Below are 25,793 nucleotides of genomic sequence, written 5' to 3'. Positions count from 1 at the left end.
ACAACCTACTGCGCCCTAGGGCGGGAGACACGATATGGCTACAGTGGAAGTCAAGGTGCCGGACATCGGCGATTTCGATGAAGTCGCCGTCATTGAAGTGCTGGTGAAGGTCGGCGATACGGTCAAAGCCGAGCAGTCGCTGATCACGGTGGAGTCGGACAAAGCCTCGATGGAGATCCCGTCGAGCCAGGCCGGCGTGGTGAAGGAACTCAAGGTCCAGGTCGGCAGCAAGGTGAGCGAAGGCTCCGTGGTGCTGGTGCTGGAGGCCGAAGGTGCGGCCGCCGCAGCACCCGCACCGGCCGCGGCGGCGCCTGCCACTGCAGCGCCCGCTCCCGCGGCTGCGCCAGTTGCGGCTACACCCGCCCCGGCGGCGGCTGCGGGCCCGATCGATGTGAAGGTGCCCGACATCGGCGACTTCAAGGATGTCGCGGTGATCGAGGTGCTGGTCAAGCCCGGCGACACCATCAAGGAAGAGCAGTCGCTGATCACCGTCGAATCGGACAAGGCCTCGATGGAGATTCCGTCGTCAGCATCCGGCGTGCTCAAGGAACTGAAGGTCAAGGTTGGCGACACGGTCAACATCGGCGACCTGATTGCTGTGATCGAAGGCTCTGGCGGCGGCGCGGCCGCTTTGGCCCCGGCGCCTGCCCAGGCTGCAGCAGCGCCTGCACCTGCGACCGCGTCGGCGCCCGCACCGGCCGCAGCGCCGTCGGCATCTGCCGTCGCACCGGCTCCGCATGATCCGACCGTCGCGCCCAGCGGCAAGCTGCCGCATGCATCGCCTTCCGTACGCAAGTTCGCACGCGAACTCGGCGTGCCGCTCGACGAAGTGAAGGGTAGCGGCCCCAAGGGCCGCATCACGCAGGAAGACGTCCAGAGCTTCACCAAGGCCGTGATGAGCGGCGCGGTCAGCACCAAAGCTGCGGGCGCCAAGGCGCCGGCCGGCGGCGGAGATGGCGCGGCGCTGGGTCTCATCCCGTGGCCGAAGGTCGACTTCACGAAGTTCGGAACCGTCGAACGCAAGGACCTGTCGCGCATCAAGAAGCTCAGCGGCGCGAACCTGCACCGCAACTGGGTGATGATCCCGCACGTCACCAACAACGACGAAGCGGACATCACCGAACTCGAAGCCTTCCGCGTCTCCACCAACAAGGAGAACGAGAAGTCGGGCGTCAAGGTCACGATGCTGGCCTTCGTCATCAAGGCGGTGGTCTCGGCGCTCAAGAAGTTCCCCGAGTTCAACACCAGCCTCGATGGCGACACGCTCGTCTACAAGCAGTACTACAACATCGGCTTCGCGGCGGACACGCCCAACGGCCTCGTGGTGCCGGTGCTCAAGGACGCCGACAAGAAGGGCATCATCCAGATCAGCCAGGAGATGGGCGAACTCGCCAAGAAGGCGCGCGACGGCAAGCTCGGCTCGGCCGACATGCAGGGCGGCTGCTTCTCGATCAGCTCGCTCGGCGGCATCGGCGGCACGCACTTCACGCCGATCATCAATGCACCCGAAGTGGCGATCCTCGGCCTCTCCAAGGGCCAGATGAAACCGGTCTGGGACGGCAAGCAGTTCGTGCCGCGCCTGACGCTTCCGCTGTCGCTGTCGTACGACCACCGTGTCATCGACGGCGCCGCGGCTGCCCGGTTCAATGCATACCTTGGGCAGGTCCTCGCAGACTACCGCCGAATCATCCTATGACCACCGTCGTGGCCGTCCGCAAAGGCGGTCAGGTCGTGATGGCTGCCGATTCGCTGGTGACGTTTGGCGACACGCGCTTGTCGTTCAACGCCGAGGCGAACCGGAAGCTTTTCATGGTCAACGACGCGGCCGGCCAGACCATCTTTGCGATGGCCGGCGCCGCAGCGCATTACCTGGTGCTTCAGCATGCGCTCGCGGCGCAGCCGGTGGATTCGCTGCACTTCGGCAGCAAGGACGAGATCTTTCACACCTTCACGCGCCTGCATCCGGTGCTGAAGGACTCGTTCTACCTGCAGACCAAGGAAGACGAACACGAGCCCTACGAGTCGAGCCAGTTCACGATGCTGATGGCCAACTCGAGCGGGATCTACGGCGTCTACAGCTATCGCGAGGTCTTCGAGTTCAAGCAGTTCTGGAGCATCGGCTCCGGCCGCAGCTTTGCACTCGGCGCGATGCATGCCGCATACGACAAGGCGCGCTCGGCGCGCGACGTGGCCGAAGCCGGCGTGGCCGCGGCCTGTGAATTCGATCGGAACTCGGCCGGACCGGTCGACGTTCTCACACTCAAACTGAAGGTGTCCAAATGAGCGAAGTACAAGTCAAAGTGCCGGACATCGGCGATTTCTCGGAAGTCGCTGTGATCGAGGTGCTCGTCAAGCCGGGCGACACGGTCAAGGTCGAGCAATCCCTCATCACGGTCGAATCGGACAAGGCGTCGATGGAGATTCCGTCGTCGCACGCGGGCGTGGTGAAGGCCGTGGCCGTGAAGGTCGGCGACAAGGTGAGCGAAGGCTCGGTCGTGCTGACGCTCGATGCGGTGGAGGGCGCAGCTGCTGCCCCCGCACCGGCTCCTGCACCGGCCCCCGCGGCGGCTGCACCCGCGCCGGCGCGTGCGCCAGCTCCTGCCGCTGCGCCGGCGGTGGCATCGACCTACAGCGGTCCCGTCGATGTCGAATGCGACGTGCTGGTGCTCGGCGCTGGCCCGGGCGGCTATTCGGGCGCTTTCCGTGCGGCCGACCTCGGGCTCAAGGTCGTGCTGGTCGAGCGCTACGCAACGCTGGGCGGCGTGTGCCTCAACGTGGGCTGCATTCCGTCGAAGGCGCTGCTGCACGTCGCAGCGGTCATGGACGAGGTCAAGCACTTCGCCGATCTGGGCGTGAGCTACGGCGATCCGAAGATCGACCGCACCAAGCTGCTCGCCCACAAGAACAAGGTGGTCGGCAAGCTGACAGGCGGCCTCGCCGCCATGGCAAAGATGCGCAAGGTCACTACCGTGCGCGGCATCGGCGAATTCATCGACCCGTACCACCTCAAGGTGCAGGAGACCTCGGGCGATGGCAAGGACGTGAGCGGAAAGGCGCAGGTCGTGAAGTTCCGCAACTGCATCATTGCGGCGGGGTCGCAGGCGGTGCAGCTGCCCTTCATGCCGAAGGGCGACCCGCGCATCGTTGATTCCACCGGCGCGCTGCAGCTCGGTATCGAGCCGAAGCGCATGCTGATCCTGGGCGGCGGCATCATTGGCCTCGAAATGGGCTCGGTGTACTCGACGCTGGGTGCGCGCCTCGATGTGGTCGAAATGCTCGACGGTCTGATGCAGGGCGCAGACCGCGACCTGGTCAAGGTGTGGCAGAAGATGAACACGCCGCGCTTCGACAACATCATGCTCAAGACCAAGACCGTTGGTGCCGAGGCGACCAAGGAGGGCATTCGCGTGACTTTCGAGGGCGAGCAGGCACCGAAGGAGCCACAGGTCTACGACCTCGTGCTGCAAGCTGTCGGCCGCAGCCCTAACGGCAAGAAGATCGGCGCGGAGAAGGCCGGCGTCGCGGTGAACGATCGCGGCTTCATCCCGGTCGACGTGCAGATGCGGACCAATGTGCCGCACATCTTCGCGATCGGCGACATCATCGGGCAGCCGATGTTGGCCCACAAGGCGGTGCATGAGGCACACGTGGCGGCCGAGGTGATTGCCGGCGAACAGAAGGGCGATCACGAACTCGCGAGCGCTGCCTTCAATGCCCGCGTGATCCCTAGCGTGGCATACACGGATCCGGAGGTGGCCTGGGTCGGCCTGACCGAAGACCAGGCCAAGGCGACGGGCGTAAAGGTCGAGAAGGGCCTGTTCCCATGGACGGCATCCGGCCGCGCCATCGCCAATGGGCGCGACGAGGGCTACACGAAGCTGCTGTTCGACGCGGAGACGCATCGCATCGTCGGCGGCGGCATCGTCGGCACGCATGCGGGCGACATGATCGGTGAAATCGCGCTGGCCATTGAAATGGGGGCGGACGCGGTCGACATCGGCAAGACGATCCATCCGCACCCGACGCTGGGCGAGAGCATTGGCATGGCGGCGGAGATCGCGCACGGTAGCTGCACCGACGTGCCGCCCCAGCGGAAGAAATGACCCCCAGCCTCGCTCACTACGTGTAGCTCGGGCACCCCCTTCCCGGGGGCAACCCCAGCGGCCCGGCCAAGCCGGTTCCGCAGGGTTTCCGGAACAAAAAAACCCGCCGATGGCGGGTTTTTCTTTTGGGGCTTCCGGGGTCAGTCGCCCGAAGTCTTGGCGTTGTCGTCCTGCGCCGTGATGACGCGTCGCGCACCGCTGAAGCGGCGCTGCCAGTAGCTGCCGCTCATGTCCTCGACGCGAACCTGGGCGCCGGGCTTCGGTGAGTGAATGAACTTGCCTTCGCCGACGTAGATGCCGACATGGCTGAAGGCGCGGCGCATCGTGTTGAAGAAGACGAGGTCGCCGGGCTTGAGGTCGCTGCGGTCGATCTTCTGGGTGGCTGCGGCCTGTTCTTCTGCGCGGCGGGGGAGCAGGTGGCCGACGGTCTGGTTGTACATCGCGCGGACAAAACCGCTGCAATCAAAACCGGTCTCAACCGTGTTGCCACCGCGGCGGTAAGGAACGCCAAGGAAACCCATGGTGGTGACCACGAGATCGGAAGTGCGGTCGACGACCGTCTGGCGCACTTGCTGGAACTGACCCTTCAGGGTCTTGTCCACGACCTGTGCTTCGGCCGCGTCGTCGCCGAAGTCCGGACGCTGCATTGGCGCGGCTTGAACCGAGAGCGCGAGCAGCAGGCCGGCGGTGAGTAGGATTAAACGCATGGCGCGTAAGGATATGGATGACACCCCGGGGTGTCAATTTCAAGCGAAGTCGCGATTCTGCACGTAACTTCTTGCTGCTGATGGATTTTTTTGATCCTCTCATATCAAAAAATGTAAATGTTTCGGTTATCGCCCATAAGCGTCGATCTGCATGTAATGCAAAAGTCTTTGAATTTGGATGCAATGACCAAACGATTGCAAAACCCGATCCATCGAAGGACGCGAATGAAATCGACATTGACGAACTGCCGTGCAGCGGTGCCATGGATCCTTTGGTTTGCAACCGTGGCAGCCAGCGCGGCAGTCGCCGCACCTCGGCCGGAGGTGGTCGCGTCCGGGCTCGAGAATCCATGGGGCGTAACTTTCCTGCCCGGCGGCCGTTTTCTGGTCACTGAGAGACCTGGCCGGATGCGGGTCGTCGCGTCAGACGGCAGGGTCGGTGCGTCGATCAAGGGGCTCCCGACGATTGCCGCTGGCGGGCAGGGTGGCCTGCTTGATGTCCTTGCCGATTCCGACTTCGAGAGGAACAGGACGATCTACTTCTGCTTTTCCGAGCCCGATGCCAACAACAGCGCCGCCAACGGCACTGCACTCGCCCGCGCCCAGCTCGCGGCGGACGGCAGCCAGATCGAAGACCTCAAGATCATCTTTCGCCAGCAGCCGAAGGTGGTGAGCCGCAATCACTTCGGCTGCCGGATCGTCGAGATGCCGGATGGGACGCTGTTCCTGACGCTGGGCGAGCGATTCAGCCGCAAGGAGGACGCGCAGAAGCTCGACAACCACCTCGGCAAGATCGTCCGTGTGACCAAGGACGGCGCGGCGCCGAAGGGCAACCCCTTCGTCGGCAAGCCCGGCGCGCTGCCGGAGATCTGGAGCTACGGCCATCGCAACAGCCAGGGCGCGACGGTCGGACCGGACGGCAAGCTGTGGATGCACGAACACGGCCCGCAAGGTGGCGACGAGATCAACATCCCGCTGGCAGGGCGCAACTATGGATGGCCGGTCATCACGTATGGCGAGAACTACGGCGGCGGCAAGATCGGCGAAGGCATCACGCACAAGGAAGGCATGGAGCAGCCGCTTCACTATTGGGTGCCGTCGATCGCGCCTTCGGGCATGGCCTTCCTGACCAGCGACCGCTACGGCGCGGAATGGAAGGGCAGCCTTTTCATCGGCTCGCTCAAGTTCGGCTATCTCGATCGCATCGAGCTCAAGGACGGCAAGGTGACCGCCGAGCACAAGCTGCTCGAAGAAGGCCGGGCGCGCATCCGCGACGTCAAGCAGGGGCCGGACGGCCTGCTCTACATCCTGACGGACGAGTCCAACGGCAAGCTGATCCGACTGCTGCCGGATTAGCCTCGAGCGGAAGGGCAGCGCGGCAGCGGGAGGACCGGCAGGATCTCTTGCCAGAGGCGCCGCCATTCCGGCCAGTCGTGCCCGCCGTCGGTTCTGAACACATGGTCGGCCGGAAGCACGGCAGCCAGCAGTTCATGGCTGAACGCAAAGCGGTCGTCGCGCCCGAAACCCAGGTAGAGCTGCGGCATATCCGGCGCGCCGGGCTGCGTGCCGTAGCGCCGGAGCCAGGCCCACATGCGCTGTTCGGCGTTGTCGCCCGGCAGCGTGCTCGTCGGGGCGCGCCAGCGCATCAGGCCACCGGCGTTCGCGATGTCGAGGCTGGTCGCGCGTTCGCCGAGATAGGGCGCGATCGCGACGATGCCATCCAGCTGGCCCGGATTCAAGGCTGCGTAAGCTAGCGCACCAAGACCACCGATCGAGATGCCCGTCACCCAGATCGATGTGTACCCCTTCTGGCGTGCCGGCGCGATCACGTCTTGGCCGAAGCGCTTGAGGATTGCCATGCCGTTGGTGTAGTAGCCCAGTTGGGCGTCGACGCGCAGCACATCGACCGCGAGCCGGTGCTCCTCGATGGCGGGGATGTAGCCTTCGCGCACGAACTCGTCGGGTTCCGAATAGGCGCCCGGCAGGAGGATGAGCAACGTCCGAGCATCCGTGGCGCAGGAGCTTTTATGGAGGAACGTGTCCATCGGCGCTTTCGGCGGTCGCACCGATGTGCACCCGATGACGGCGACCGCGCCCGCCACCGCCAGCAGCGCGATCATGAGCCGTGTGACGGGCCCGCGAATCTCAGCGGCTCCGGTCCGTGCCGCCGTGCGGCAATGGCAGATCGACCATCACCGGCTGGCCCGGTGCAGTGCAGCCGGTGTCGCAGCACTTTCCCGGCTGGCGGTTGCGCGTGATCGGCCGCGTCGGGTCGTGTGGGGCAGCGGACGGCGAGCCATCGGCGCCGACGCCGCGCTCCAGGATGCGCTCGACCAGTTCCACCTTCGAGCCGACCGGATAGTTGCGGTAGATCTCCTGCTTCATCGCGGCCGGCGAGCCGCCGCCGTGCAGGCTGATCGTGCTGTACCAGCCACCTTGATAGCCGGCGGTCAGGTCCTCGATGAAGCGGGCGGTCTCGATGCGCTGTTCGTACGGCACGTCCGGGTTGGCGCGCAGCACATCTGCCAGGCGCGCGGCCGTGGCCGGGTTGTGATCCTCGTCCGGTCCAGGCAGGGCGACGATGAGCCCGCCGCTCACATAGTGCGCGATGCGGTGCATGTCGTAGATCTTCGTCGCGAGCAGCAGCTTGCCGATGTTGCTGAAGACCGGCTCCGGCATGAACACCTCGCAATGCTCGTCGGCCTTGGCATACACGCTCGCCGCCACGCCGCATGCAAAGAAGCTTTCGGTGATGGTGATGAGCTCCACCATCTGCTCGCGCAGGTGCGTCTCGCGGCCGGGGTCGAATCCGTTTGCCTCGCACATCAGCGCGCCCGCACCGATCAGCAGATCGCCGAAGCCCGCACGCGCGCCGATGCAGCTATGCCGATGGTGTGTCGCGTAGCTGTAGGTGAGATGGCTGCTGTGCTCCCACTCGCCGGCGTAGAAGACGTTGTCCCAGGGCACGAACACGCGATCGAAGATGCACACGCCAGTGCTCTGCCCATACTTGCGGCTGAACAGTGCTTCGCCGTGCTCGAGCTTCTCACCCGGACGGCCCGCCGGGCGCGCAATGATCGTGAGGCCCGGCGCGTCGAGCGGCACCGCGCAGCACACCGAAAAATCCGCGTCCTCCTTGCCCATGTTGCGGCACGGCATCACGAGCAGCTCATGCACATAGGGCGCGCCGGTGACGATCGCCTTGGTGCCCGAAATGACGATGCCGCGCACGCCGTTGTGCACCGCATTGCGCTCGACGATGTGCACATAGCTGTCGGCGTTGGCCTGTTCATGCGGCCGCTTGCTGCGGTCGCCCTTGGCATCGGTCATTGCGACGCCGAGCGTCAGGTCCTGGTCCTGGATGCGATGGAGGTATTCGGTGAAGCGACCACTGTTCTCCCGCGTGCCGCGCGCATCGTCGATGCGGGCCGAGACCTGGGCAATCGCGTTGAGCGCATCGTGCGTCAGGTAGCGCTGCGCGCATCCGGTCTCCTGACACACGAGTCGTACGGCTTCGAGCTTGTTGAGCAGGTCGCCCGAGCTCGTGTTGATGTGCGAGAACCGGTTGACCCGCTTGCCGCTGGTGTGCTGCACAGCGGTCATGACCGGCTCGTACTGCGTCTTCAGCGCGTGGTCGTAGGTCAGCGCAATGGCATTGATGCCGGGCTGGAAGGCGCGCTCATCTGCAACGCTGTCGACGAGCCGTCCGTCGACATACACGGTCGGGTGATAGCGGCGGAGCGACTCGCGGAAGTCCTGGCCTGACATCAGCGCTGCGGGATTGAGCGGAGCGTTCATCGTCTCTTCCTTGTTGATTGCGCAAGGCCTCGCCGGCTCTGGCGCTTGTTCGATAATTTGAACATTGAATCGCGAATGGCGCGCATCGCCGCCATCACCTCCGAAAGAAGACTCCCCATGCTGCTCGACGCCTCGCAATCCCAACTCGTTCTGGTCGACTATCAGGCGCGCCTGATGCCCGCGATCTTCGAGGCCGACGCTGTCGCGAAGAACGCGGTGCGCCTTGGCAAGTTGGCTCAACTCGTGGACGTGCCGGTCTTCGGCACCGAACAGAACCCCTCCAAGCTGGGCGAAAACCTCCCCGACATTCGCGCGCTGTGCCAGCGCACGCTCGCCAAGATGCATTTCAGCGGTGCGGAAGAGGGCCTCGGCGAATGGCTTCGCGCCCCGGCCAAGGCGCCGCAAGGCAATGCGCGCAGCCTGCCGAAGCATCTGCAGAAGCAGCAGGCGGTCGAAGAGCGCAACACCATCGTGATCGCCGGCTGCGAAGCGCATGTGTGCCTTCTGCAGACCGCGCTCGACTTGCTGGAAGACGAGTTCGAGGTGTGGGTGGTGACCGATGCTTGCAGCTCGCGCACCGAGCGCAACCGCGATGCCGCCTTCGATCGGCTGGCCGGTGCTGGCGCCGAACTCGTGACCACCGAGATGGTGGGTTTCGAATGGGTGCGCACGGCGGAGCATCCGCGCTTCAAGGAGCTGCAGGCGCTGATCCGCTGAACGCGGTCAGTCGACCTTCAGCGACCCCAGTCGCTCGACGATCAGGTCGTGCAGCGCCTGCGCTGCCACCGAGAGACTCCCTTCGCGCCGCTGCACGAGATGCACCGTGCGGGTCAGTGCCGCCACCGGCAGCGGCCGAGTGACCAGCGATTCGCGATGGAAGTGAAAGAGCGTGAGCGCCGGCACGATGCTCACGCCGAGCCCCGCTTCGACGAGGCCCGTCACCGTCGCGAGATGCTCCACCTCGAAAACCTGGTTCAACCTCATCGGATGCAACGCCGCGTCCAGTGCTTGCCGCACGCTGCTGTTGCGGGCCATCTGGATGAAGGGCCACGGCGCGATCTTCTTCAACGTGAGACGCGGTTCGTGGGCCAGCGGGTGATCCGCGCGGCACACCAGATGAAAGCGATCAGTGCACAGCTTCCGGCTGCGCAAGTCGTTGCCTTCGGCACCACTGCCGCCTGAAGCGGCGAGCGCGAAATCCGCCTGTCCGCCACGCACCAACGCGAGACAGGCGTCGGAAAGCGCATCGTTCAGATCAATCGAGATGCCTGGCCACTTCTGCATGAATTCGGCGAACACGCCCGGCAGCCACCCAGCGGCGAGTGAGGGCAGGGCAGCCACGCGGACGCGCCCCTTGCGCCGTTCGACGTGATCGGCCAGATCGCGGATCGCGCCGCCCATGTCTTCCAGCAGCCGACGTGCCGAACCTTCGAAGAGCCGGCCCTCGGGCGTGAGCTGCACGCTACGCGTGTCGCGGTCGAAGAGGCGGGTGCCGAGGCCGTCTTCGAGCGCACGGATGAGCGCGCTGAAAGCCGGTTGGGACAGATGGCAGGTCTCTGCCGCCCGCGTGAAGTTGCGTTGTTCCGCCAGAGCAAGGAAGGCACGAAGCTGGCGTGTCGAGAGGTCAGGCGTCTTCATGATTGATCCGTGATTTGGATTAATTCATCTGAACTTTCGATTTTACGGATTGGGTCGAGACTCCTAGAGTCCGTCGCATGGACACGCCCTCGCTCTTCATCGGCTGCGCCGCAGGCTTCTCCGGCGACCGGATCGATGCCGCCGGACCGGTGGTCGACACGCTGATTGCGCGTCTCGAAGCCGGCCCTGCCGGCCAGCGCGCCTTCCTCATCTTCGAAACGCTCGCCGAGCGCACGCTGGCCCTCGCGCAGCTTCGTCGGCGAGCCGACCCCGATGCGGGTTACGAGCCCCTGCTCGACGCCATGCTTCGGCCGGTACTGGCGCGTTGCCTCGATCACGGCATCCGGATCGTGAGCAACTTCGGCGCCGCCAATCCGCGCGCTGCGGCGCGACTCATTGCGCGAATGGCGCGCGAGCTCGGTGCACAGGCGCCGCGAATCGCCGTGGTCGAGGGCGACGATCTCTCGTCACCGGAACATCTGGAAGCCCTGCGCGAGCAACTCGGCAAGCGAATGGACGACATCCGCGTGGTCAGCGCCAATGCCTATATCGGCGCGGAGCCGATTGCACAGGCGCTCGATGCGGGTGCGCAGATCGTGGTGTGCGGGCGTGTGGCCGATCCGTCACTCACGGTGGGCCCCGCGATGTCGCATTTCGGCTGGCGCAGCGACGACTGGGAAAAGCTCGGCCGCGCCACCATGGCCGGCCATCTTCTGGAGTGCGGCGTGCAGGTCTGCGGCGGCTACTTCGCGGACCCTGGCTACAAGGACGTGCCGGGGCTCGAAGCCGTCGGATTCCCGATCGCCGAAATCGATGCTGACGGCGGCTGCACCATCGGCAAGGCCGACGGCACTGGCGGCATGGTGAGCGAGGCGACCGTCAAGGAACAACTGCTCTACGAAGTGCACGACCCGAGTGCCTACCTGACGCCCGATGTGGTCGCCGACATCTCCGAAGCCGAAGTGCAGGCGGCGGGCCAGAACCGCGTGGCACTGCGCGGCGTGAAGGGCCATGCGCGGCCATCGCACTACAAAGTCAACGTCTGCCATGAAGGCGGCTGGCTCGCAGAAGGCGAGATCTCCTATGCCGGCCCGCGTGCCGAGGCGCGTGCGAGGCTTGCGGCGGATGTGCTCCGCAAGCGCCTCCACGGGCTGCAACTGCGCGTGGACCTCATCGGCGCGGTGAGCGTGTTCGGCGATGACGCGGGCCGCACGCTTGCGGCGACACCCGATTCGGGCTTGCGCGATGTGCGCCTGCGGGCGGCAGCGGCGCATGAAGATCGCGCGCAGGCCGAGCGACTCGCGCGCGAAGTCACGGCGCTCTACACATGCGGCCCGGCTGGCGGCGGTGGCGTGCGGACCGCGCTCACGTCGCGCCTCAATACCATCTCGTGCCTGCTGCCGCGCGAGTCAGTGCCGGTGCGCCATGTATTCATCGGGGAGGCGCCATGAGCACGCACATCGAAGTCCCGCTTTATCGCGCCGCGCATGGACGCACCGGCGACAAGGGCGACCGTTCCAACATCAGCGTGATTGCGTGGCACCCCGACCTGTACCCGCTGCTGATCGAGCAGATCACGCCCGAAGCCGTTGCCGCCCAGTTCCGTCATCGTGCACCGACGCAGGTGCAACGCTTTCTGCTGCCAAAGCTGCACGCGATGAACTTCGTGCTTGACGGCGTGCTCGACGGCGGCGTGAACGACGCGCTCAACCTCGACACGCATGGCAAGGCGCTGTCCTTCCTGCTGCTCGATCTTCCGATCCGTGTTCCGAACGAGCTCGTCGACAAGCTCGCGGGCCCGGACGAGACCTGACTTTCATTCGCGACCTTCCAACCATCCAGGAGACAAATAGATGAATCGCTTTTCTTCCCTCGCGCTGGCTGTCGTGCTGGCTGCCTCGGCAGCGCATGCCGAGAGCTTTCCCGACAAGCCGATCACCTTCGTCGTGCCGTTTGCCGCCGGCACGGCGACCGACCAGATCGCGCGGGCGCTCGGCAATGGCGTGACTGCGGAGACGAAGCAGGCGGTCGTGATCGACAACAAAGCCGGCGCCAGTGGATTCATCGCGTCGCAGCAGGTCGCCAAGGCCCCGGCCGATGGCTACACGGTGCTCATCACCACCAACACCACGCATGCGGCCAACGAGCACTTGTTCAAGAAGCTGCCCTATGACCCGGTGAAGGACTACGCACCGATCGCCGCGCTGGGCAAGGGCGGGCAGATCATGGTGGTCAACCCTTCGTTCCCCGCGAAGACCGTGGCGGAGTTCGTCGCGATGGCGAAGAAGCAGCCGGGCAAGTACAGCTTCGGCAGCGGCAGTTCGTCGAGCCGCATCGCGGGCGAACTCTTCCAGCAGATGGCCGACGTCAAGCTGCTGCACGTGCCATACAAGAGCAACACGCTCGCAGTGACCGACCTGCTCGGCGGCCAGATCGACATGATGATCACCGACACCGCCACCGGTCTGCCGCAGGTCAAGTCCGGCAAGCTGCGCGCGTTGGGCGTGTCGAGCTCGAAGCGTTCGCCGTTGGCGCCTGAAGTGCCGACGATCGCGGAAGCCGGCGTGAAGGGCTACGAGATGGGCTACTGGTTTGCTGCTTACGCGCCTGCCAAGACGCCGCCTGCCGTCGTCAAGCGCCTGAACGAACTGCTGGTGAAGGCTGCCCAGAGCGATGCCGCGAAGGCCGCGTTCTACGACCCGACCGGCACCGAAGTCTTCACGACTTCGCCCGAGGAGCTCGCGAAGTTCCAGGCGTCCGAGTCGCAGAAGTGGGGTCGCATCGTGAAGGCGGCCGGCATCGAGGCCGAATAAGCATCGCGCCGCGCGGCTACTTCTGAAGCCGCCTGTAGGCGCTGAAATGCCGGATCGCCTCGCGCCGGTGGCCGAGGTGGTCGTACAGCCGACCGACATTGAAGTGCGCGTCGCCGATAGTCGGGTCCAGCTTCAGGCAGCGCTCATAGGACTGGATCGCCTCGTCGAGTCGCCCCAGGTCCTCCAGCGCCACCGCGCGATTGAAGTGCAGCAGCGGCACGTCCGGAAGGCGGTGCAGCGCGTCGTCGTAGAGATGCGCCGCTTCGGCCTGCCGATCGGATTCGCAGAGGATCGCGCCGAGGTTCAGGTAGGCGTCTGCGTGGTCGGGTGCGATGGCAAGCACTTCGCGGTAGGCCGCTTCCGCTGCCTTCATGTCTTTTGATTCGAGCACTTCCGCGCGCGCGAAGACCTCCTCCGCGGACACCGCCGGCGCGGTGGGTTCGCGCCGGCGGTCCACGAAGGCGACGGATCCGCGTGTGGCGGCCACGTCGAAATCCATCAGCAGTTGGCCGGTTTCCGCTTCCCATCGACTTTCACGGTCGTGCACCGCGATGGAATTGCCGACCGCGGTGATGCGCAGCCCGGTCAGCGGCAGCTCTTCCGGCAGCGTTGCCTTCAGGCGCTGCAGCGCGCGGAGGATCTTGCGTGTGGGGATGTCAGCCTGCTGCAGGTCGTGCGCGGTGCGCAGCAGCACCACGTCCCTGAACGAAAAGCGATAGGCGTTGCGCGGCCCGCGCTTGGGGCTCACGAATCCGTTGGCAATCAGCCCCGCGATCGCACTCCGCGAGAGGCCCAGCATCTCCTGGATGCTGCGCAGGGTGTGCGGTGTTTCAGGATGGTCGAGCGTCACTTCCTGGAACGCGCCTTGGCGGCGACCGGCGCTTCGACAACGGCCTTGGCGGCCCGCTTGGCGCCCTTGCGTTCGTTCGCGACCATGGGCGTGACGACTTCTTCGGCTGGCGCGCGCGTGGGCCGCTTGCCTGCTCCGGACTTCGCAAGGCTGGCCTTCAGCATTTCAGTGAGGTCGATGATCTGACCTCCGCTGGAGGCCTCTTCGTGGTGTTCGACGGCGATCACCTGCTCGCCGGCGATCTTTGCGTCGATAGCCGCGAGGATGCGCTTCTTCTCCTCGTCGACGAACTGCGTCGGGTCGTAGCTCTCCTGCGAAATCTGGTCGATGAGCTGCAGCGCGAGCTTCACTTCGGCTTCCGAGGGCGAGACCTGCTCGATCTGGAGTTCCTTCATCGAACGCACTTCGTCCGCATAGAGGAGCTGCTGAAGCACCAGCCCGTCCTCGTGCGCGCGAACCTGCACCACGTATTGCTTGCCCTTCCAGGTCCACTTCGCGAGCGCGCACTGGCCGCTCTTGTGCATGGCCGCAAGCAGGAGCGTGTAGGGCTTGGCACCGCGCTTGTCGGGGGCGATGTAGTAGGCCTTGTCGTAGAAGATCGGGTCGACCGCGCGCTCCGGGATGAACGCGACGATCTCGATGGTGTGGGTCGCGCTGTCCTCGACGGCCTTGAGCTCGTCGGGCGTGAAGATCACGTAGCGGTCCTTCTCGAACTCGTAGCCCTTCACCATCTCGGAGCGTGGCACCACGATCGATGGGTCCTTCTCCGAAACGTACTGCTGCTTGACGCGAGAGCCATCCTTGGCGAGCAGGTTGAAGCGGACCGTCGCGCTGCTTTCCGTAGCGGAGTAGAGCTTGACCGGAATGGATACCAGGCCAAAGCTGAGCGACAACGAGGCGAGTGAACGAGCAGCCATGCAAACCTCCGGAGATGGCGTGGAGCGACTCCCGGCGCAAGAATGCCACGTTCCGCGCCGGCCGGAAAGGCGCGTGGCAAATCGTCCACAACCTAGCGGGAGCCGCTTGGCAGTTGCGTCGGACGGGCACCCACGACGCTGTCGATGACGATCCCCAGGTCGCGCGCGCCGGGGCTCACCGGGCCCGAACTGCCGATCAGGTCGCCTTCCGAAGGCGTCGCCTGGCCGCTTTGCGAGATGCGCGCCTCGACGATGACCCGGGTTGCGCCCGACAGGCGGTGGTCCGGGCGCATCGCAAGGCTGTCGTCCAGCACGAAGTTGAACGGCAGATCGCTCACGCGGCGCTTCGTCACGGCCAGCGGGATGCGGGGCCCTTCGGCGGCCCGCGCATAGATGAAGACGGTTTCGCTGGCCGCGGGCGTTCTCGGGAGCTTGCTGCCGAGTGAGACCCGGCCGGTGACCGCTTCGGGAGCCACTTGTTGCGGAGCAGCCCCTGCAGGCGCGGCCGGCCCGCCGATCTGCGCGATGTTCGCCGCCACGCGGGCCGCCGTTTGGGAATCCGGTGGCAGCAGCCGATGCAGATGTTGCCACTGCCGCAAGGCTTCCTGCGTGTCGCCGCGCTCCATGGCGGCGCTGGCGGAAAGCGCGAGCGCCTTGGGCTGGTCAGGGTCCAGTGCCAGCGCACGCTGGATCTGCGCGAACGCGAGGCCGTTGAGCACGCCGCCTTCGACGCTGGCGAGCACGTCGGCATAGTCGGCCCGGAGCGATGCTTCGTCGGGCGCGAGCGCCACGGCCTTCGCGTAGGCCATCGCGGCATCGCCGGGACGCTCCAGCGCGGCGTAGGAACGCGCGAGCATCACCCAGCCTTCGAGATCGTCGGGCTCGCTGCGCAAGCGCTGGGCGAGCTGGTTGACCATGCCCTCGATCTGCGCGGCGCTGGGTGCGCCGTCATGCCCGTGACCCGGATCGGATGCTTCCCAGAGTGCGATCGGATTGCCTAGATGCAGGTACAGCACGATCGCCGCGCTGGGCAGCAATGCAAGCAGGGCGGCAGCAAGGAGCGGGGAAGGGCGATTCGGCGCTGAAGCGGCTGCGTCGAGCGAGCCCGCGTCGTCGAGCAACCGGCGGCCCACTTCGTCACGCGCCTGGCCGCGATGTTCCGGCGCGAGCACACCGGCGCGAACGTCGGCTTCGAGCTCGTCCAACTGGCCGCGGTAGAGATCCGCTGTGCCGTCGGATTGCGGCTGTTGCGGTGCTCGGCCTGCACGAAGAAGCGGGCGCAGCAGCCCCGCCATCGTGAACGCGATCAGCGCTGCCGCGAGAAGCCAGAAGACCGTCATTGCGGTGACTCCGGAGACCGGTCGAGCAGCGCATCGAGCCGCTGCCGGTCGGCCTCGCCAAGGGGCGCGGTCGACGGGGAAGCGCGCCGCCGGTTGCTTACGATCGCGGCGGCCACGATCACCAGCAACAGCAATGGTCCGAACCAGAGCAGCAACGTTACCGGTTTGAGCGGCGGCTTGTAGAGCACGAAGTCGCCGTAGCGCTGCACGAGGAAGTCCTTGACTGCCGCATCGCTCTTGCCGGCGCGCATCTGTTCGCGAATCTGCCGCCGAAGGTCGACGGCGAGGTCAGCTTGCGAATCGGCGAGCGTCTGGTTCTGGCAGACCACACAGCGCAGCTCGTGCGACAACGCATGCACGCGCGCGTCGAGCTGCTCGTCATCGGTGGGCGAGGCGAACGCACTCGCGAGCGTGAGAGCGAACAGGAGGGCGGTGATGCCACTACGCATGACCGTCCTTTTCGCGCTCCAGATCGAGCAGCAGCGGCGTCAGCGTGTGTTCGAGCACCTCGGGCGTCATCGGTCCGGCATGACGGAAGCGGACCCTTCCGCTGCGATCGATCACGAAAGTCTCCGGCACGCCGTAGACGCCGAAGTCGATGCCCGTGCGCCCATCGAGATCGGTCATCGTCGCCGCGTAGGGATTGCCGAGCCGCTGGAGCCATGCGCGGGCGGCCGCGGGCTGGTCCTTGTAGTTCAGGCCAACCACCGGCACGCGCGTGCGCGACGCGAAGTCGACGAGCAAGGGATGCTCGAGTTGGCAAGGCGTGCACCAAGAGGCCCAGACGTTGAGCACCCACACCTTGCCCTGCATGTCGCTGCTGCGCAGGCTGCGCGCTTCGTTGTCGAGCAGCGGAAGCTCGAACGCCGGCGCGGGCTTGCCGACCAGCGGCGACGGGAGCGCGCGTGGGTCGCGGCTCAGGCCGGCCGCGAGCGCGATGGCCAATGCGAGGAACACGCCGAGTGGCAACAGGAAGCGCGTCATGCCTGTGCCTCGCTGTGTACGAGCGCTGCCGGCGCGGCGCTGTCGACCACACTCGTGCGTCGTGCAAGTCGATAGCGGCGGTCGCTTGCGGCCAGTAGCCCGCCGAGGGCCATCAGCAGGCAGCCGGCCCAGATCCAGCCGACGAAGGGCTTCACGTAGAGCCGCACCGCCCAGCCGTGCTCGCCGAGCGATTCACCGATGGCGACGTAGAGATCACGCGTCCAGCCGACGTCGATCGCGGCTTCGGTGGTCGGCATCTGCTGGCTGCGGTAGATGCGCCGCTCGGGCGCGAGCGTTGCCACGGGGTGGCCGTCGCGCGTCACGGTCAGCGCGCCGACGAGTGCTTCGTAGTTGGGGCCCGCCGCGGGCAATACGCCATCGAAGCGGAACGCGTAGCCCGCCACTTCCACCGTGTCGCCGTTCTTCATCGGCAGCTCGCGCGTGCTCTCCTGGCTGCTGACCAGCGTGACACCTGCGATGAACACACCCACGCCGGCATGCGCCAGCAGCATGCCTACATAGCCAGCCGGCAACTGGCGAAGCGCCGCCAGCCGGCGGCCGCTCTGGTGACGCATGCGGTCTGCGAAGCTCGCGACTGCACTGGCGATGGCCCAGCAGGCAAGCGTCAAGCCCAGTCCGGTGAGCGCGGAGGTGTTTCGCAATACCGCAAGCAGGCCGAGCGCGATCGCGACGCTCGCAACCGCGGACCAGCGCAGTCGCTTCGACAGATCCGCCAACTCGCTCCGGCGCCAGCGCATCAGCGGCGCGGCACCCATCAGCAGCACCGCGGGCGCCATCAGTGGCACGAAGACCTGCTCGAAATACGCCGGTCCGACGGAAATCTTGCCGAGGCCCATCACGTCGATCAGCAATGGATACAGCGTGCCCAGCAACACCGTCGCGGCCGCCACCGCGAGCAGCACGTTGTTGGCCAGCAGCAGCGCTTCGCGCGACACCGCCGCGAACTCGGTACGTCTGGCGAGCGCAGGCGCACGCACCGCGAAAAGCAGCAGCGCCCCGCCGGTCACGAGCCCGAGCAGCGCCAGGATGAAGGTGCCGCGCAGCGGATCGACCGCGAAGGCGTGCACTGACGTCAGCACGCCCGAGCGCACGAGGAAGGTGCCGAGCAGGCTCAGCGAGAAAGTGAAGATCGCGAGCAGCACCGTCCACGCCCTGAACGCGCCACGCTTCTCCGTGGCGGCAAGCGAGTGGATCAGCGCGGTGCCGGCGAGCCAGGGCATGAACGAGGCGTTCTCGACCGGGTCCCAGAACCACCAGCCGCCCCAGCCCAGCTCGTAGTAGGCCCAGGCGCTGCCGAGCATGATCCCTGTCGTGAGAAAGGCCCATGCCGCCAGCGTCCACGGCCGCGCCCAGCGCGCCCATGCCGCATCGAAGTGGCCCGAGATCAACGCCGCGACCGCGAATGCGAAGCTCACCGAGAAACCCACATAGCCCATGTAGAGCATCGGCGGATGCAGCACCATGCCCGGGTCCTGCAGCAGCGGGTTGAGGTCGCGCCCTTCCATGGCGGGCGGAAGCAGGCGCAGGAAGGGATTCGACGCGAACAGCAGGAAGAGCAGGAAGCCGACGCTGATCGCACCCATCACCCCCAGCACCCGCGCCACCATCACCGGCGGCAATCGCCGGCTGAAGAGCGACACCGCGACCGACCACAGCGAGAGCATCAGCGTCCACAGCAGCATCGAGCCTTCGTGCGAGCCCCAGACGGCAGTGACGCGATAGGCCAGCGGCAATGCGGTGTTGGAGTTGGCCGCCACGTAGCGCACGCTGAAGTCGTTGTCCACGAAGGCCCAGGTGAGCGAAGCGAATGCCGCCACCACCAGCGCGCCTTGCAGTCGTGCGGCGGGGCGGGCCACGACCATCCAGCTGCTTCTGCCGGTTGCGGCACCGGCGAGCGGCAGAACGGCCTGCACCGTGGCCACGAGCAGCGCAACGATGAGGCAGAAATGGCCGAGTTCGGCGTTCATGGCTTCTTCGGATTCGGCGTCGTGTCGCTTGCATCGACCATCTGCCTGCGCACCTGGTCGGCCTTCTTCAGCGCATCGGCGGCTTCGGGCGGCATGTAGTTCTCGTCATGCTTGGCGAGCACTTCACTGGCGACGAACACGCCGTCCGAGCTGAGCTTGCCGTTGGCCACCACGCCCTTGCCTTCGCGGAAGAGGTCCGGCAGGAGTCCGTGATAGACCACCGGCACGGTGCGCGCGGTGTCGGTCACGACGAAGCGCACCGTCAGGCCGTCGCCTTCGCGCTTGAGTGATCCCGCCTCCACCAGCCCACCGAGACGGAAAGTGCGCGTGGCCGGCGCTTCGTGTGCCGCCACTTGCGAAGGGCTGAAGAAAAAGACCAGGTTCGACCGAAAGGCGTTGAGCACCAGCGCCACCGCGACACCCGCGCAGACGAGCGCTGCGAGCAGCATGAAGAGACGACGTTGCCGCAGGGTCATGGGCGATCGACTTTCGCCGCCTTGAATCGCAGGCGCAGTGCGATGAGTTCAACCGCGAGCAGCACGACCGTGATGCCGAACGCGGCCCCCACATAGCTCGCGTGGCCGCCCGATAGAAGGTGTGCAAACCGGTCCATTCGTTTCTCCTGAATCAACCGCCCAGCACGCCGCGCTCGCGCAGGATGCACCGCACCCGCACCAGTGCGACCGCGATCGAATACATCCAGCAGGCCAGCGTCATCAGCAGCATGCCGACGAGCATGGTCATTGCCATCGTCGGCGCGGCCGTGAGGCTGACGGATGCGCCCTGGTGCAGCGTGTTCCACCAGCGCACCGAGAAGTAGATGACCGGCACGTTCAGAGAACCAACGAGCGCCAGCACCGCGCAGGCGCGCTCTGCGCGACGCGGCTCGTCGATCGCCGCTTCGAGCGCCATGTAGCCCAGGTAGAGGAAGAGCAGGAGCAGCTCCGACGTGAGCCGCGCGTCCCACACCCACCACGTGCCCCAGGTAGGCTGCCCCCACAGCGCGCCGCTCGCCAGTGCAATCGCGGTGAACATCGCGCCGGTGGGTGCGAGGGCGGAGGCCATCATCGATGAAAGCCGCGTGTGGAAGACCAGCGCCATTGCCGAGTACATCGCCATCACGAGGTAGATGAACATCGACATCCACGCGGCCGGCACGTGGATGAAGATGATGCGGTAGACCTCACCCTGCTGCGCATCGGACGGTGCGACGAGAAAGCCCACGTAGAGGCCCGCGAGCGCGAACACGATCGCTGCCGCGAAGAACCACGGTGCGAAGCGACGCGCAAGCGGATCGAACCGCCGTGGCGAGGCAAAGGCAAACCAACGCCAGCGGGAAGCGCTTGCCGCGTCAGATGGCGCATGGGTCGATGCATTCAGGAGATGGCTCATCGATGTGCTCACTCCATCGCGATGCGCAGCCCGGCTGCGGTGGCGATCGGACAAAGAAAAAGCGACAGCGCGAGACACGCGCCGAGCAGCGAGAGCTGAGGCGCGACATCGAGCCCTGCATCGGCCGCAGCACCTGCACCCGCGCCGAAGATCAGCACCGGCACGCAAAGCGGCAGCACGAGGATGCACAGCAGCACCGCGCCGCCGCGCAGCCCCAGCGTGAGTGCCGCCCCCACGCCACCGATCAGGCTCAGCACCGGCGTGCCGATCAAGAGCGATGCGGCGAGCAGCAGGGACGAGGACACAGGCAGGCCGTACTGCTGCGCGAGCAGCGGCGTGAGCAGCATCAGCGGCAGGCCGCTCGTCACCCAATGCGCGGAGATCTTCGCCAGCACCAGCAGGGCCAGAGGATGCGGAGACAGCAGGAGCTGGTCGAGGCTGCCGTCCGCGTGCTCCTGCGAGAAGAGACGCGACAGCGACAGCATCGAAGCGAGCAATGCCGCGACCCACAGGATGCCCGGCGCGAGCGTGCGCAACTGCTGCGGATCAGGCCCGATCGCCAGCGGAAAGAGGCTGCTTGCGATCACGAAGAAAAGCAGGCACGACAGGATGCTGCCGCGCCGCCGCCACGCGAGCGATACGTCGTGCAGCACGATGGCGGTGAAGAGCCTGGCCATGCGCCTATCCCGCCAGGTGCAGCGCGCGGCCATCGACGGCCAGCGGCTGGTGCGTGGCGACGACTGCCATGCCGCCCGCTTGCAGATGCGCATCGAGTTGCGCATGGAAGCAGTCGGCGGCGCGCTCGTCGAGAGAAGTCAGCGGTTCGTCGAGCAGCCACAGCGCGCGCGGCAACAGCGCAAGCCGCGCGAGCGCGACGCGGCGTCGCTGGCCTTGCGACAGCGTCCGTACCGGCGTGTGCATCGCGTTCGCCATCCCGAACGCCGTCAGGGCGCCTTCGATCTGCGCAGGCATGGGCGCACCGCCTGCAATGCGTATCGCGAACTGCAGGTTCTCGATAGCGCTCAGGTCCGGATCGATGCCGTCGGCGTGGCCCACATAGGCCAGCGATTGCAGGTAGCCGGATTCACCTGCCCGAACCGGCCGGTCGCACCAGCGCAGTTCGCCTTCCGCTGGCGGAAGCAATCCGCTCAGCACGCGCAGCAGACTGGTCTTGCCGCTGCCGTTCGCGCCGGTCACCTGCAGAAGCTCGCCGGGGCCGAGTGCGAAATCGATGCCGCTGAAAACAGGTCGCCCGGCACGGCAGAAGCCGAGCCCACGGGCCGTGAGGCCGGATTCGATGACGGGGTCGTCGGAGCGATCGGGCACGCGCTAGGGTTTCTTTGCCTGGGCCACGTCGGGCAGGCGGTGCGCGATGCCCTTGTGGCAATCGATGCAGGTCTTCTCGCCGTTCGCAAGGAAGGTCGAGTGCATGGCCTGCGCGCGCTGGCTCTGGCGGGTGAAGTCCATCGACTGGTAGTCGTGGCAGTTGCGGCATTCGAGCGAGTCATTGGCCTTCATGCGCTCCCACTCGTGCTGGGCGAGCACCAGCCGGTGGTCGAGGAACTTCTCGCGCGTGCTGATGGTGCCGAAGATCTTTCCCCACACTTCCTTCGATGCCTGCATCTTTCGCGCGATCTTGCTCGTCCAGCGGTGCGGCACATGGCAGTCCGGGCAGTGCGCGCGCACGCCGCTGCGGTTGCTGTAGTGGATGGTGGTCTGCAGCTCGGGATACACGTTGTCGCGCATCTCATGGCAGCCGGTGCAGAAGGCCTCGGTGTTCGTGAGTTCGAGCGCGGTGTTGAACGCGCCCCAGAAGATCACCCCGGCGATGAAGCCGCCCAGCGTGAGAAAGCCCAGGCTGAAATAGGCGCTGGGCCGGTTGATGGTGATCCAGTAGCGCTTGATCAGCTTGAACATGGCGGGCCTGCGCTACTTGGTCGAACCCAGAACGCCGGGCTTGCGCTTCAGGAGCTGTTCCACGTCGACGAAGTTGTTGCCGACAAGGGGCTTTGCATCCGCCTGCGCCACATGGCACTGGGTGCAGAAGTAGCGGCGCGGCGAGACGTCGGCCAGCATGTTGCCGTTGCGGTCCTGGTAGTGCGTGATGCTGACCGGGATCGCACCGGTTTCCTGCGTGCGCGTGCGCGCGTGGCAGAACATGCACTTGTTGAATTCCTTGTCGACCTGGTAGCCGTCGATGGTGTGCGGGATGGTCGGCGGCTGCATCGCGAAATTGCGGGTGCGCCGGATGTCCTTGTTCTCGGTCGGGAAGATCGGCGGTGGCTTGGTTTGCTCCGGAATCGGTGTGGGGCCGCGCATCGCATCGACCAGGCCCTGCGAATGCGCCGCGGATGCAAGCAGCAGTGCGGAGAACACCGCGAGCAGCAGGGCACAGATGGTGCGCGGAAAGGTCCAGGGTCGGCTGAGCTTCGTCATGGCTGCGCTCCTAGACTTTGGTGATCTTGATCGCGCATTTCTTGAAGTCGGTCTGCAACGAGATCGGGCAGGTCGCATCCAGCGTGACTTTGTTGATCAACTGGCTCGCATCGAACCACGGCACGAAGACCAGGCCCTGCGGCGGCATGTTGCGCCCGCGCGTCTCGATGCGGGTACGCATCTTGCCGCGCCGTGATGCCAGCTCGACCTCGACGCCACGCCGCAGGCCGAGCTTCTTCGCATCATCTGGATGCATGAAACACACCGCGTTCGGCACTGCGCGATAAAGCTCGGGCACGCGCCGTGTCATCGAGCCCGAGTGCCAGTGTTCCAGCACGCGACCGGTCGCGAGCCAGAATGGATATTCCTTGTCCGGCGATTCCGCAGGTGGTTCGTACGGCAGCGCGAAGATCACCGCCTTCCCATCCGGATTGCCGTAGAACTGGAAGCCCGTACCAGCCTTCACATACGGATCACTGCCTTCGCGGTAGCGCCAGCGGGTCTCCTGCCCGTTCACCACCGGCCATCGCAGTCCGCGCGCCTCGTGATACATGTCGAAGGGCGCGAGGTCATGCCCGTGGCCGCGGCCGAACATGGCGTATTCCTCGAACAGCCCCTTCTGGATGTAGAAGCCGAAGGCCTTCGCCTCGGCGTTGGCGTAGTCGGGGTCCGCGTCCTTCAGCGGGAACTTGTCGACCTGCCCGTTGCGATAGAGCACGTCGAACATCGTCTTGCCCTTGACCTCAGGCCGCTTCTCGATGAGTTCCGCGGGCCAGACTTCCTCGATCTTGAAGCGCTTGGAGAACTCCACGAGCTGCCAGAGGTCCGACCGCGCCTCTCCCGGTGCATCGACGAGCTGGTGCCAGAACTGCGTGCGGCGCTCGGCATTGCCGTAGGCGCCTTCCTTCTCGACCCACATCGCGCTTGGCAGGATGAGGTCGGCCGCCAGTGCGGTCACCGTGGGATAGACATCCGACACCACGATGAAGTTGTCGGGGTTGCGGTAGCCCGGCCAGCCTTCCTGCTGGAGATTGGCCGCCGCCTGCATGTTGTTGTTGACCTGCACCCAGTAGGCGTTGAGCTTGCCGTCCTTCAGCATGCGGTTCTGCAGCACCGCGTGAAAGCCCGGCTTCTCGGGGATGGTGCCGGCGGGCAGCTTCCAGATCTCTTCGGCGTGCTCGCGGTGCTTCGGGTTCGCGACCAGCAAGTCCGCCGGCAGGCGATGCGAGAAGGTGCCCACCTCGCGCGCGGTGCCGCATGCTGAAGGTTGCCCCGTGAGCGAAAACGGGCTGTTGCCCGGCGTGGCGATCTTCCCTGTCAGCAGGTGCAGGTTGTAGATCATGTTGTTCGCCCACGTGCCGCGCGTGTGCTGGTTGAAGCCCATGGTCCACAGCGACATCACCTTGATGTTCGGGTCTGCATAGAGCTCCGCGAGCCGGTCGAGGTGCTCGCGCGAAACGCCCGACAGCTTGGTCACATAGGCGGCGTCGTACTTGGAGACGAACTTCGCGAAGTCATCGAAGCTGATCGGGGTTGCCGCATTCGGGTCGCCTGCGTTCTTGGCGGCCTGCTGCAGCGGGTGCTCGGGCCGCAGGCCGTAGCCGATGTCCGTCACGCCCTGCTTGAAGACGGTGTGTTTGTTGACGAAGTCCTGGTTGACCTTGTTATTGCGGATCAGGTAGTTGGCGATGTAGTTCATGATCGCCAGATCCGTCTGCGGCTTGAAGACGATCGGCAGGTCCGCGAGGTCGAACGATCGGTGCGTGAAGGTCGATAGCACCGCAACCCGGGTCTTCGGCGCGCTCAGGCGCCGGTCGGTGACGCGGGTCCACAGGATCGGATGCATCTCCGCCATGTTCGAACCCCAGAGCACGAAGGCATCTGCGGCTTCGAAGTCGTCGTAGCAGCCCATGGGTTCGTCGGCGCCGAAGGTGCGCATGAAGCCGGTCACGGCCGACGCCATGCAGTGCCGCGCATTGGGGTCGATGTTGTTCGATCGGAACCCGGCCTTGAAGAGCTTCGACGCCGCATAGCCTTCCCAGATCGTCCATTGGCCCGAGCCGAACATGCCGATCGCGGTCGGTCCCTTGTCCTTGAGCACGCGCTTGAACTGCTGCTCCATCAGGTCGAAGGCCTGGTTCCAGGTGACGGGCTTGAAGTCGCCGTTCTTGTCGTACTTGCCGTTCTTCTGGCGCATCAGCGGCTGGGTGAGGCGATCGCCGCCGTACATGATCTTCGAGAGGAAGTAGCCCTTGACGCAGTTGAGGCCCTTGTTCACCTCGGCCTGCGGGTCGCCCTGCGTCGCGACCACCTTGTTGTCCTTGACGGCGACGGTCACGCCGCAGCCGGTGCCGCAGAAGCGGCACGGCGCCTTCGACCACTTGAGCTTGGTCATGTCGCCGTCGGTGACGAAGTTCGCCGCATCAGCCGGCAGCGTCACGCCGGCCACCGAAGCCGTCGCGGCGACGGCCGTGCGTCTAATGAAGTCCCGGCGCGTGGTCATCGGTCATCTCCTCCTCCATGGCATCGGCGTCCTCGTTGTGCTGATAGACGAGGGCGGCCGACAGGACACCATCCAGTCGGTGCAGGTATTCGAGATGCGCAGCGATCGCGCGCATGGTGGGCGCTTCGAGCGTGACCACCAGCTTGCCGGCATCGTTGCCCGCATGGATTTCGGCGCCGGCCATCGCATTGATGGCGGCGCGCACTTCGTCGAGGCTTGCCGGATTGGCGTGCACGACGACGCCCGCGATATGCCATTCATCGGCATGCTTCTCGGGCTCGATGGTGATGTAGCGCTTGGCAATTGCCACTGGTCGTCTCCCGG

The 25,793-nt window shown here is 65.8% G+C and carries 27 protein-coding genes; 8 read left to right on the top strand and 19 right to left on the bottom strand.

Translation table 11 applies throughout. The features are described from left to right. The first annotated feature begins 34 nt into the window (after nt 1-34). The 3 genes from aceF to lpdA are packed head-to-tail and all read left to right on the top strand — an operon-like array spanning nt 35 to nt 4,103. Nucleotides 35-1,696, top strand: coding sequence for a dihydrolipoyllysine-residue acetyltransferase (gene aceF, locus FHW64_RS06395; protein WP_184524092.1), 1,662 nt, complete (start codon nt 35-37; stop codon nt 1,694-1,696). Continuing rightward, entirely contained in the window at nt 1,693-2,283 is a 591-nt protein-coding gene (locus tag FHW64_RS06390) for an MFS transporter (RefSeq protein ID WP_184524090.1), read from the top strand. Before aceF ends, FHW64_RS06390 begins: the two co-directional genes overlap by 4 nt. Next, nucleotides 2,280-4,103, top strand: coding sequence for a dihydrolipoyl dehydrogenase (gene lpdA / locus FHW64_RS06385; protein ID WP_184524088.1), 1,824 nt, complete (start codon nt 2,280-2,282; stop codon nt 4,101-4,103). Before FHW64_RS06390 ends, lpdA begins: the two co-directional genes overlap by 4 nt. A gap of 140 nt (nt 4,104-4,243) precedes the next feature. On the opposite strand, the gene FHW64_RS06380 is transcribed toward lpdA, so the two are convergent. After that, nucleotides 4,244-4,810: a C40 family peptidase gene (locus tag FHW64_RS06380; protein ID WP_184524086.1), complete on the bottom strand. Its 567-nt coding sequence runs from the start codon at nt 4,808-4,810 to the stop codon at nt 4,244-4,246. Between the two features lie 225 nt (nt 4,811-5,035). Here FHW64_RS06380 and FHW64_RS06375 point away from each other — a divergent pair, with 225 nt between their 5' ends. Next, entirely contained in the window at nt 5,036-6,166 is a 1,131-nt protein-coding gene (locus tag FHW64_RS06375) for a PQQ-dependent sugar dehydrogenase (RefSeq protein ID WP_184524084.1), read from the top strand. Here the strand turns inward: FHW64_RS06375 and FHW64_RS06370 are convergent. Further along, a complete protein-coding gene (locus tag FHW64_RS06370) occupies nt 6,163-6,807 on the bottom strand; it encodes an alpha/beta fold hydrolase (RefSeq protein WP_260303663.1) in 645 nt (214 codons plus the stop codon). The genes FHW64_RS06375 and FHW64_RS06370 overlap by 4 nt on opposite strands. Before the next feature lie 148 nt (nt 6,808-6,955). Next, nucleotides 6,956-8,608: a 4-hydroxyphenylacetate 3-hydroxylase family protein gene (locus tag FHW64_RS06365; protein WP_184524080.1), complete on the bottom strand. Its 1,653-nt coding sequence runs from the start codon at nt 8,606-8,608 to the stop codon at nt 6,956-6,958. Nucleotides 8,609-8,725: 117 nt separating this feature from the next. On the opposite strand from FHW64_RS06365, the gene FHW64_RS06360 reads away from it, so the two are divergent. Beyond that, complete coding sequence (locus FHW64_RS06360; RefSeq protein WP_184524078.1) at nt 8,726-9,325, top strand: isochorismatase family protein; 600 nt, start codon at nt 8,726-8,728, stop codon at nt 9,323-9,325. Between the two features lie 6 nt (nt 9,326-9,331). Here the strand turns inward: FHW64_RS06360 and FHW64_RS06355 are convergent, their stop codons facing one another. Continuing rightward, the gene (locus tag FHW64_RS06355) at nt 9,332-10,246 is read right to left on the bottom strand and encodes a LysR family transcriptional regulator (RefSeq protein ID WP_184524076.1); all 915 of its coding nucleotides are present in this window, start codon (nt 10,244-10,246) and stop codon (nt 9,332-9,334) included. Nucleotides 10,247-10,323: 77 nt separating this feature from the next. On the opposite strand from FHW64_RS06355, the gene FHW64_RS06350 reads away from it, so the two are divergent. From FHW64_RS06350 to FHW64_RS06340, 3 genes are read left to right on the top strand one after another with little or no spacing between them, the layout of a single operon-like run. After that, nucleotides 10,324-11,697 (top strand): acyclic terpene utilization AtuA family protein, encoded by a 1,374-nt coding sequence (locus FHW64_RS06350; protein WP_184524075.1) that lies wholly within the window; start codon nt 10,324-10,326, stop codon nt 11,695-11,697. Then, complete coding sequence (locus FHW64_RS06345; protein WP_184524073.1) at nt 11,694-12,059, top strand: hypothetical protein; 366 nt, start codon at nt 11,694-11,696, stop codon at nt 12,057-12,059. Before FHW64_RS06350 ends, FHW64_RS06345 begins: the two co-directional genes overlap by 4 nt. A gap of 40 nt (nt 12,060-12,099) precedes the next feature. Continuing rightward, the gene (locus FHW64_RS06340) at nt 12,100-13,059 is read left to right on the top strand and encodes a tripartite tricarboxylate transporter substrate binding protein (protein WP_184524071.1); all 960 of its coding nucleotides are present in this window, start codon (nt 12,100-12,102) and stop codon (nt 13,057-13,059) included. A 16-nt stretch (nt 13,060-13,075) separates the two neighbouring features. On the opposite strand, the gene FHW64_RS06335 is transcribed toward FHW64_RS06340, so the two are convergent. The 15 genes from FHW64_RS06335 to FHW64_RS06265 all read right to left on the bottom strand — a co-directional run bounded on the left by FHW64_RS06335 (nt 13,076) and on the right by FHW64_RS06265 (nt 25,779). Then, nucleotides 13,076-13,909, bottom strand: coding sequence for a tetratricopeptide repeat protein (locus tag FHW64_RS06335; protein WP_311733261.1), 834 nt, complete (start codon nt 13,907-13,909; stop codon nt 13,076-13,078). Then, the gene (locus tag FHW64_RS06330) at nt 13,906-14,826 is read right to left on the bottom strand and encodes a Ku protein (protein ID WP_184524069.1); all 921 of its coding nucleotides are present in this window, start codon (nt 14,824-14,826) and stop codon (nt 13,906-13,908) included. Before FHW64_RS06330 ends, FHW64_RS06335 begins: the two co-directional genes overlap by 4 nt. A 92-nt stretch (nt 14,827-14,918) precedes the next feature. Further along, a complete protein-coding gene (gene ccmI / locus FHW64_RS06325; protein WP_184524067.1) occupies nt 14,919-16,166 on the bottom strand; it encodes a c-type cytochrome biogenesis protein CcmI in 1,248 nt (415 codons plus the stop codon). Beyond that, a complete protein-coding gene (locus FHW64_RS06320) occupies nt 16,163-16,615 on the bottom strand; it encodes a cytochrome c-type biogenesis protein (protein ID WP_184524065.1) in 453 nt (150 codons plus the stop codon). The genes ccmI and FHW64_RS06320 overlap by 4 nt, the downstream gene beginning before the upstream one ends. Continuing rightward, entirely contained in the window at nt 16,608-17,150 is a 543-nt protein-coding gene (locus FHW64_RS06315) for a DsbE family thiol:disulfide interchange protein (RefSeq protein ID WP_184524063.1), read from the bottom strand. Before FHW64_RS06315 ends, FHW64_RS06320 begins: the two co-directional genes overlap by 8 nt. After that, on the bottom strand, nt 17,147-19,138 hold the full coding sequence (locus tag FHW64_RS06310; RefSeq protein WP_184524061.1) for a heme lyase CcmF/NrfE family subunit: 1,992 nt from the start codon (nt 19,136-19,138) through the stop codon (nt 17,147-17,149). Before FHW64_RS06310 ends, FHW64_RS06315 begins: the two co-directional genes overlap by 4 nt. Next, on the bottom strand, nt 19,135-19,614 hold the full coding sequence (gene ccmE, locus FHW64_RS06305; protein WP_184524059.1) for a cytochrome c maturation protein CcmE: 480 nt from the start codon (nt 19,612-19,614) through the stop codon (nt 19,135-19,137). The genes FHW64_RS06310 and ccmE overlap by 4 nt, the downstream gene beginning before the upstream one ends. Beyond that, on the bottom strand, nt 19,611-19,751 hold the full coding sequence (ccmD, locus tag FHW64_RS06300; RefSeq protein WP_184524057.1) for a heme exporter protein CcmD: 141 nt from the start codon (nt 19,749-19,751) through the stop codon (nt 19,611-19,613). The genes ccmE and ccmD overlap by 4 nt, the downstream gene beginning before the upstream one ends. A 14-nt stretch (nt 19,752-19,765) precedes the next feature. Next, nucleotides 19,766-20,530, bottom strand: coding sequence for a heme ABC transporter permease CcmC (gene ccmC, locus FHW64_RS06295; protein ID WP_184524055.1), 765 nt, complete (start codon nt 20,528-20,530; stop codon nt 19,766-19,768). Between the two features lie 8 nt (nt 20,531-20,538). Next, nucleotides 20,539-21,207 (bottom strand): heme exporter protein CcmB, encoded by a 669-nt coding sequence (gene ccmB / locus FHW64_RS06290; RefSeq protein WP_184524053.1) that lies wholly within the window; start codon nt 21,205-21,207, stop codon nt 20,539-20,541. A 4-nt stretch (nt 21,208-21,211) separates the two neighbouring features. Then, a complete protein-coding gene (gene ccmA, locus FHW64_RS06285) occupies nt 21,212-21,856 on the bottom strand; it encodes a cytochrome c biogenesis heme-transporting ATPase CcmA (RefSeq protein ID WP_409350597.1) in 645 nt (214 codons plus the stop codon). A 3-nt stretch (nt 21,857-21,859) separates the two neighbouring features. Next, nucleotides 21,860-22,447, bottom strand: coding sequence for a cytochrome c3 family protein (locus FHW64_RS06280; RefSeq protein ID WP_184524051.1), 588 nt, complete (start codon nt 22,445-22,447; stop codon nt 21,860-21,862). Between the two features lie 12 nt (nt 22,448-22,459). Further along, nucleotides 22,460-22,966, bottom strand: coding sequence for a nitrate reductase cytochrome c-type subunit (locus FHW64_RS06275; protein WP_184524049.1), 507 nt, complete (start codon nt 22,964-22,966; stop codon nt 22,460-22,462). A gap of 10 nt (nt 22,967-22,976) precedes the next feature. Continuing rightward, nucleotides 22,977-25,469: a periplasmic nitrate reductase subunit alpha gene (gene napA / locus FHW64_RS06270; RefSeq protein ID WP_184524047.1), complete on the bottom strand. Its 2,493-nt coding sequence runs from the start codon at nt 25,467-25,469 to the stop codon at nt 22,977-22,979. Then, entirely contained in the window at nt 25,444-25,779 is a 336-nt protein-coding gene (locus FHW64_RS06265) for a chaperone NapD (RefSeq protein ID WP_184524045.1), read from the bottom strand. The genes napA and FHW64_RS06265 overlap by 26 nt, the downstream gene beginning before the upstream one ends. Nucleotides 25,780-25,793 lie beyond the last annotated feature (14 nt).

Source organism: Variovorax sp. Sphag1AA (assembly GCF_014192575.1).
Classification (GTDB): Bacteria; Pseudomonadota; Gammaproteobacteria; order Burkholderiales; family Burkholderiaceae_C; genus Variovorax.
The sequence above is the reverse complement of the archived record's forward strand: the minus strand, read 5'-3'. Positions and strand labels throughout refer to the sequence as shown.

Coding starts and splice junctions, on each gene's coding strand:
- aceF (WP_184524092.1), top strand. CDS start 35: ATGGCTACAGTGGAAGTCAAGGTGCCGGACATCGGCGATTTCGATGAA.
- FHW64_RS06390 (WP_184524090.1), top strand. CDS start 1,693: ATGACCACCGTCGTGGCCGTCCGCAAAGGCGGTCAGGTCGTGATGGCT.
- lpdA (WP_184524088.1), top strand. CDS start 2,280: ATGAGCGAAGTACAAGTCAAAGTGCCGGACATCGGCGATTTCTCGGAA.
- FHW64_RS06380 (WP_184524086.1), bottom strand. CDS start 4,810: ATGCGTTTAATCCTACTCACCGCCGGCCTGCTGCTCGCGCTCTCGGTT.
- FHW64_RS06375 (WP_184524084.1), top strand. CDS start 5,036: ATGAAATCGACATTGACGAACTGCCGTGCAGCGGTGCCATGGATCCTT.
- FHW64_RS06365 (WP_184524080.1), bottom strand. CDS start 8,608: ATGAACGCTCCGCTCAATCCCGCAGCGCTGATGTCAGGCCAGGACTTC.
- FHW64_RS06360 (WP_184524078.1), top strand. CDS start 8,726: ATGCTGCTCGACGCCTCGCAATCCCAACTCGTTCTGGTCGACTATCAG.
- FHW64_RS06355 (WP_184524076.1), bottom strand. CDS start 10,246: ATGAAGACGCCTGACCTCTCGACACGCCAGCTTCGTGCCTTCCTTGCT.
- FHW64_RS06350 (WP_184524075.1), top strand. CDS start 10,324: ATGGACACGCCCTCGCTCTTCATCGGCTGCGCCGCAGGCTTCTCCGGC.
- FHW64_RS06345 (WP_184524073.1), top strand. CDS start 11,694: ATGAGCACGCACATCGAAGTCCCGCTTTATCGCGCCGCGCATGGACGC.
- FHW64_RS06340 (WP_184524071.1), top strand. CDS start 12,100: ATGAATCGCTTTTCTTCCCTCGCGCTGGCTGTCGTGCTGGCTGCCTCG.
- FHW64_RS06330 (WP_184524069.1), bottom strand. CDS start 14,826: ATGGCTGCTCGTTCACTCGCCTCGTTGTCGCTCAGCTTTGGCCTGGTA.
- ccmI (WP_184524067.1), bottom strand. CDS start 16,166: ATGACGGTCTTCTGGCTTCTCGCGGCAGCGCTGATCGCGTTCACGATG.
- FHW64_RS06320 (WP_184524065.1), bottom strand. CDS start 16,615: ATGCGTAGTGGCATCACCGCCCTCCTGTTCGCTCTCACGCTCGCGAGT.
- FHW64_RS06315 (WP_184524063.1), bottom strand. CDS start 17,150: ATGACGCGCTTCCTGTTGCCACTCGGCGTGTTCCTCGCATTGGCCATC.
- FHW64_RS06310 (WP_184524061.1), bottom strand. CDS start 19,138: ATGAACGCCGAACTCGGCCATTTCTGCCTCATCGTTGCGCTGCTCGTG.
- ccmE (WP_184524059.1), bottom strand. CDS start 19,614: ATGACCCTGCGGCAACGTCGTCTCTTCATGCTGCTCGCAGCGCTCGTC.
- ccmD (WP_184524057.1), bottom strand. CDS start 19,751: ATGGACCGGTTTGCACACCTTCTATCGGGCGGCCACGCGAGCTATGTG.
- ccmC (WP_184524055.1), bottom strand. CDS start 20,530: ATGAGCCATCTCCTGAATGCATCGACCCATGCGCCATCTGACGCGGCA.
- ccmB (WP_184524053.1), bottom strand. CDS start 21,207: ATGGCCAGGCTCTTCACCGCCATCGTGCTGCACGACGTATCGCTCGCG.
- FHW64_RS06280 (WP_184524051.1), bottom strand. CDS start 22,447: ATGTTCAAGCTGATCAAGCGCTACTGGATCACCATCAACCGGCCCAGC.
- FHW64_RS06275 (WP_184524049.1), bottom strand. CDS start 22,966: ATGACGAAGCTCAGCCGACCCTGGACCTTTCCGCGCACCATCTGTGCC.
- napA (WP_184524047.1), bottom strand. CDS start 25,469: ATGACCACGCGCCGGGACTTCATTAGACGCACGGCCGTCGCCGCGACG.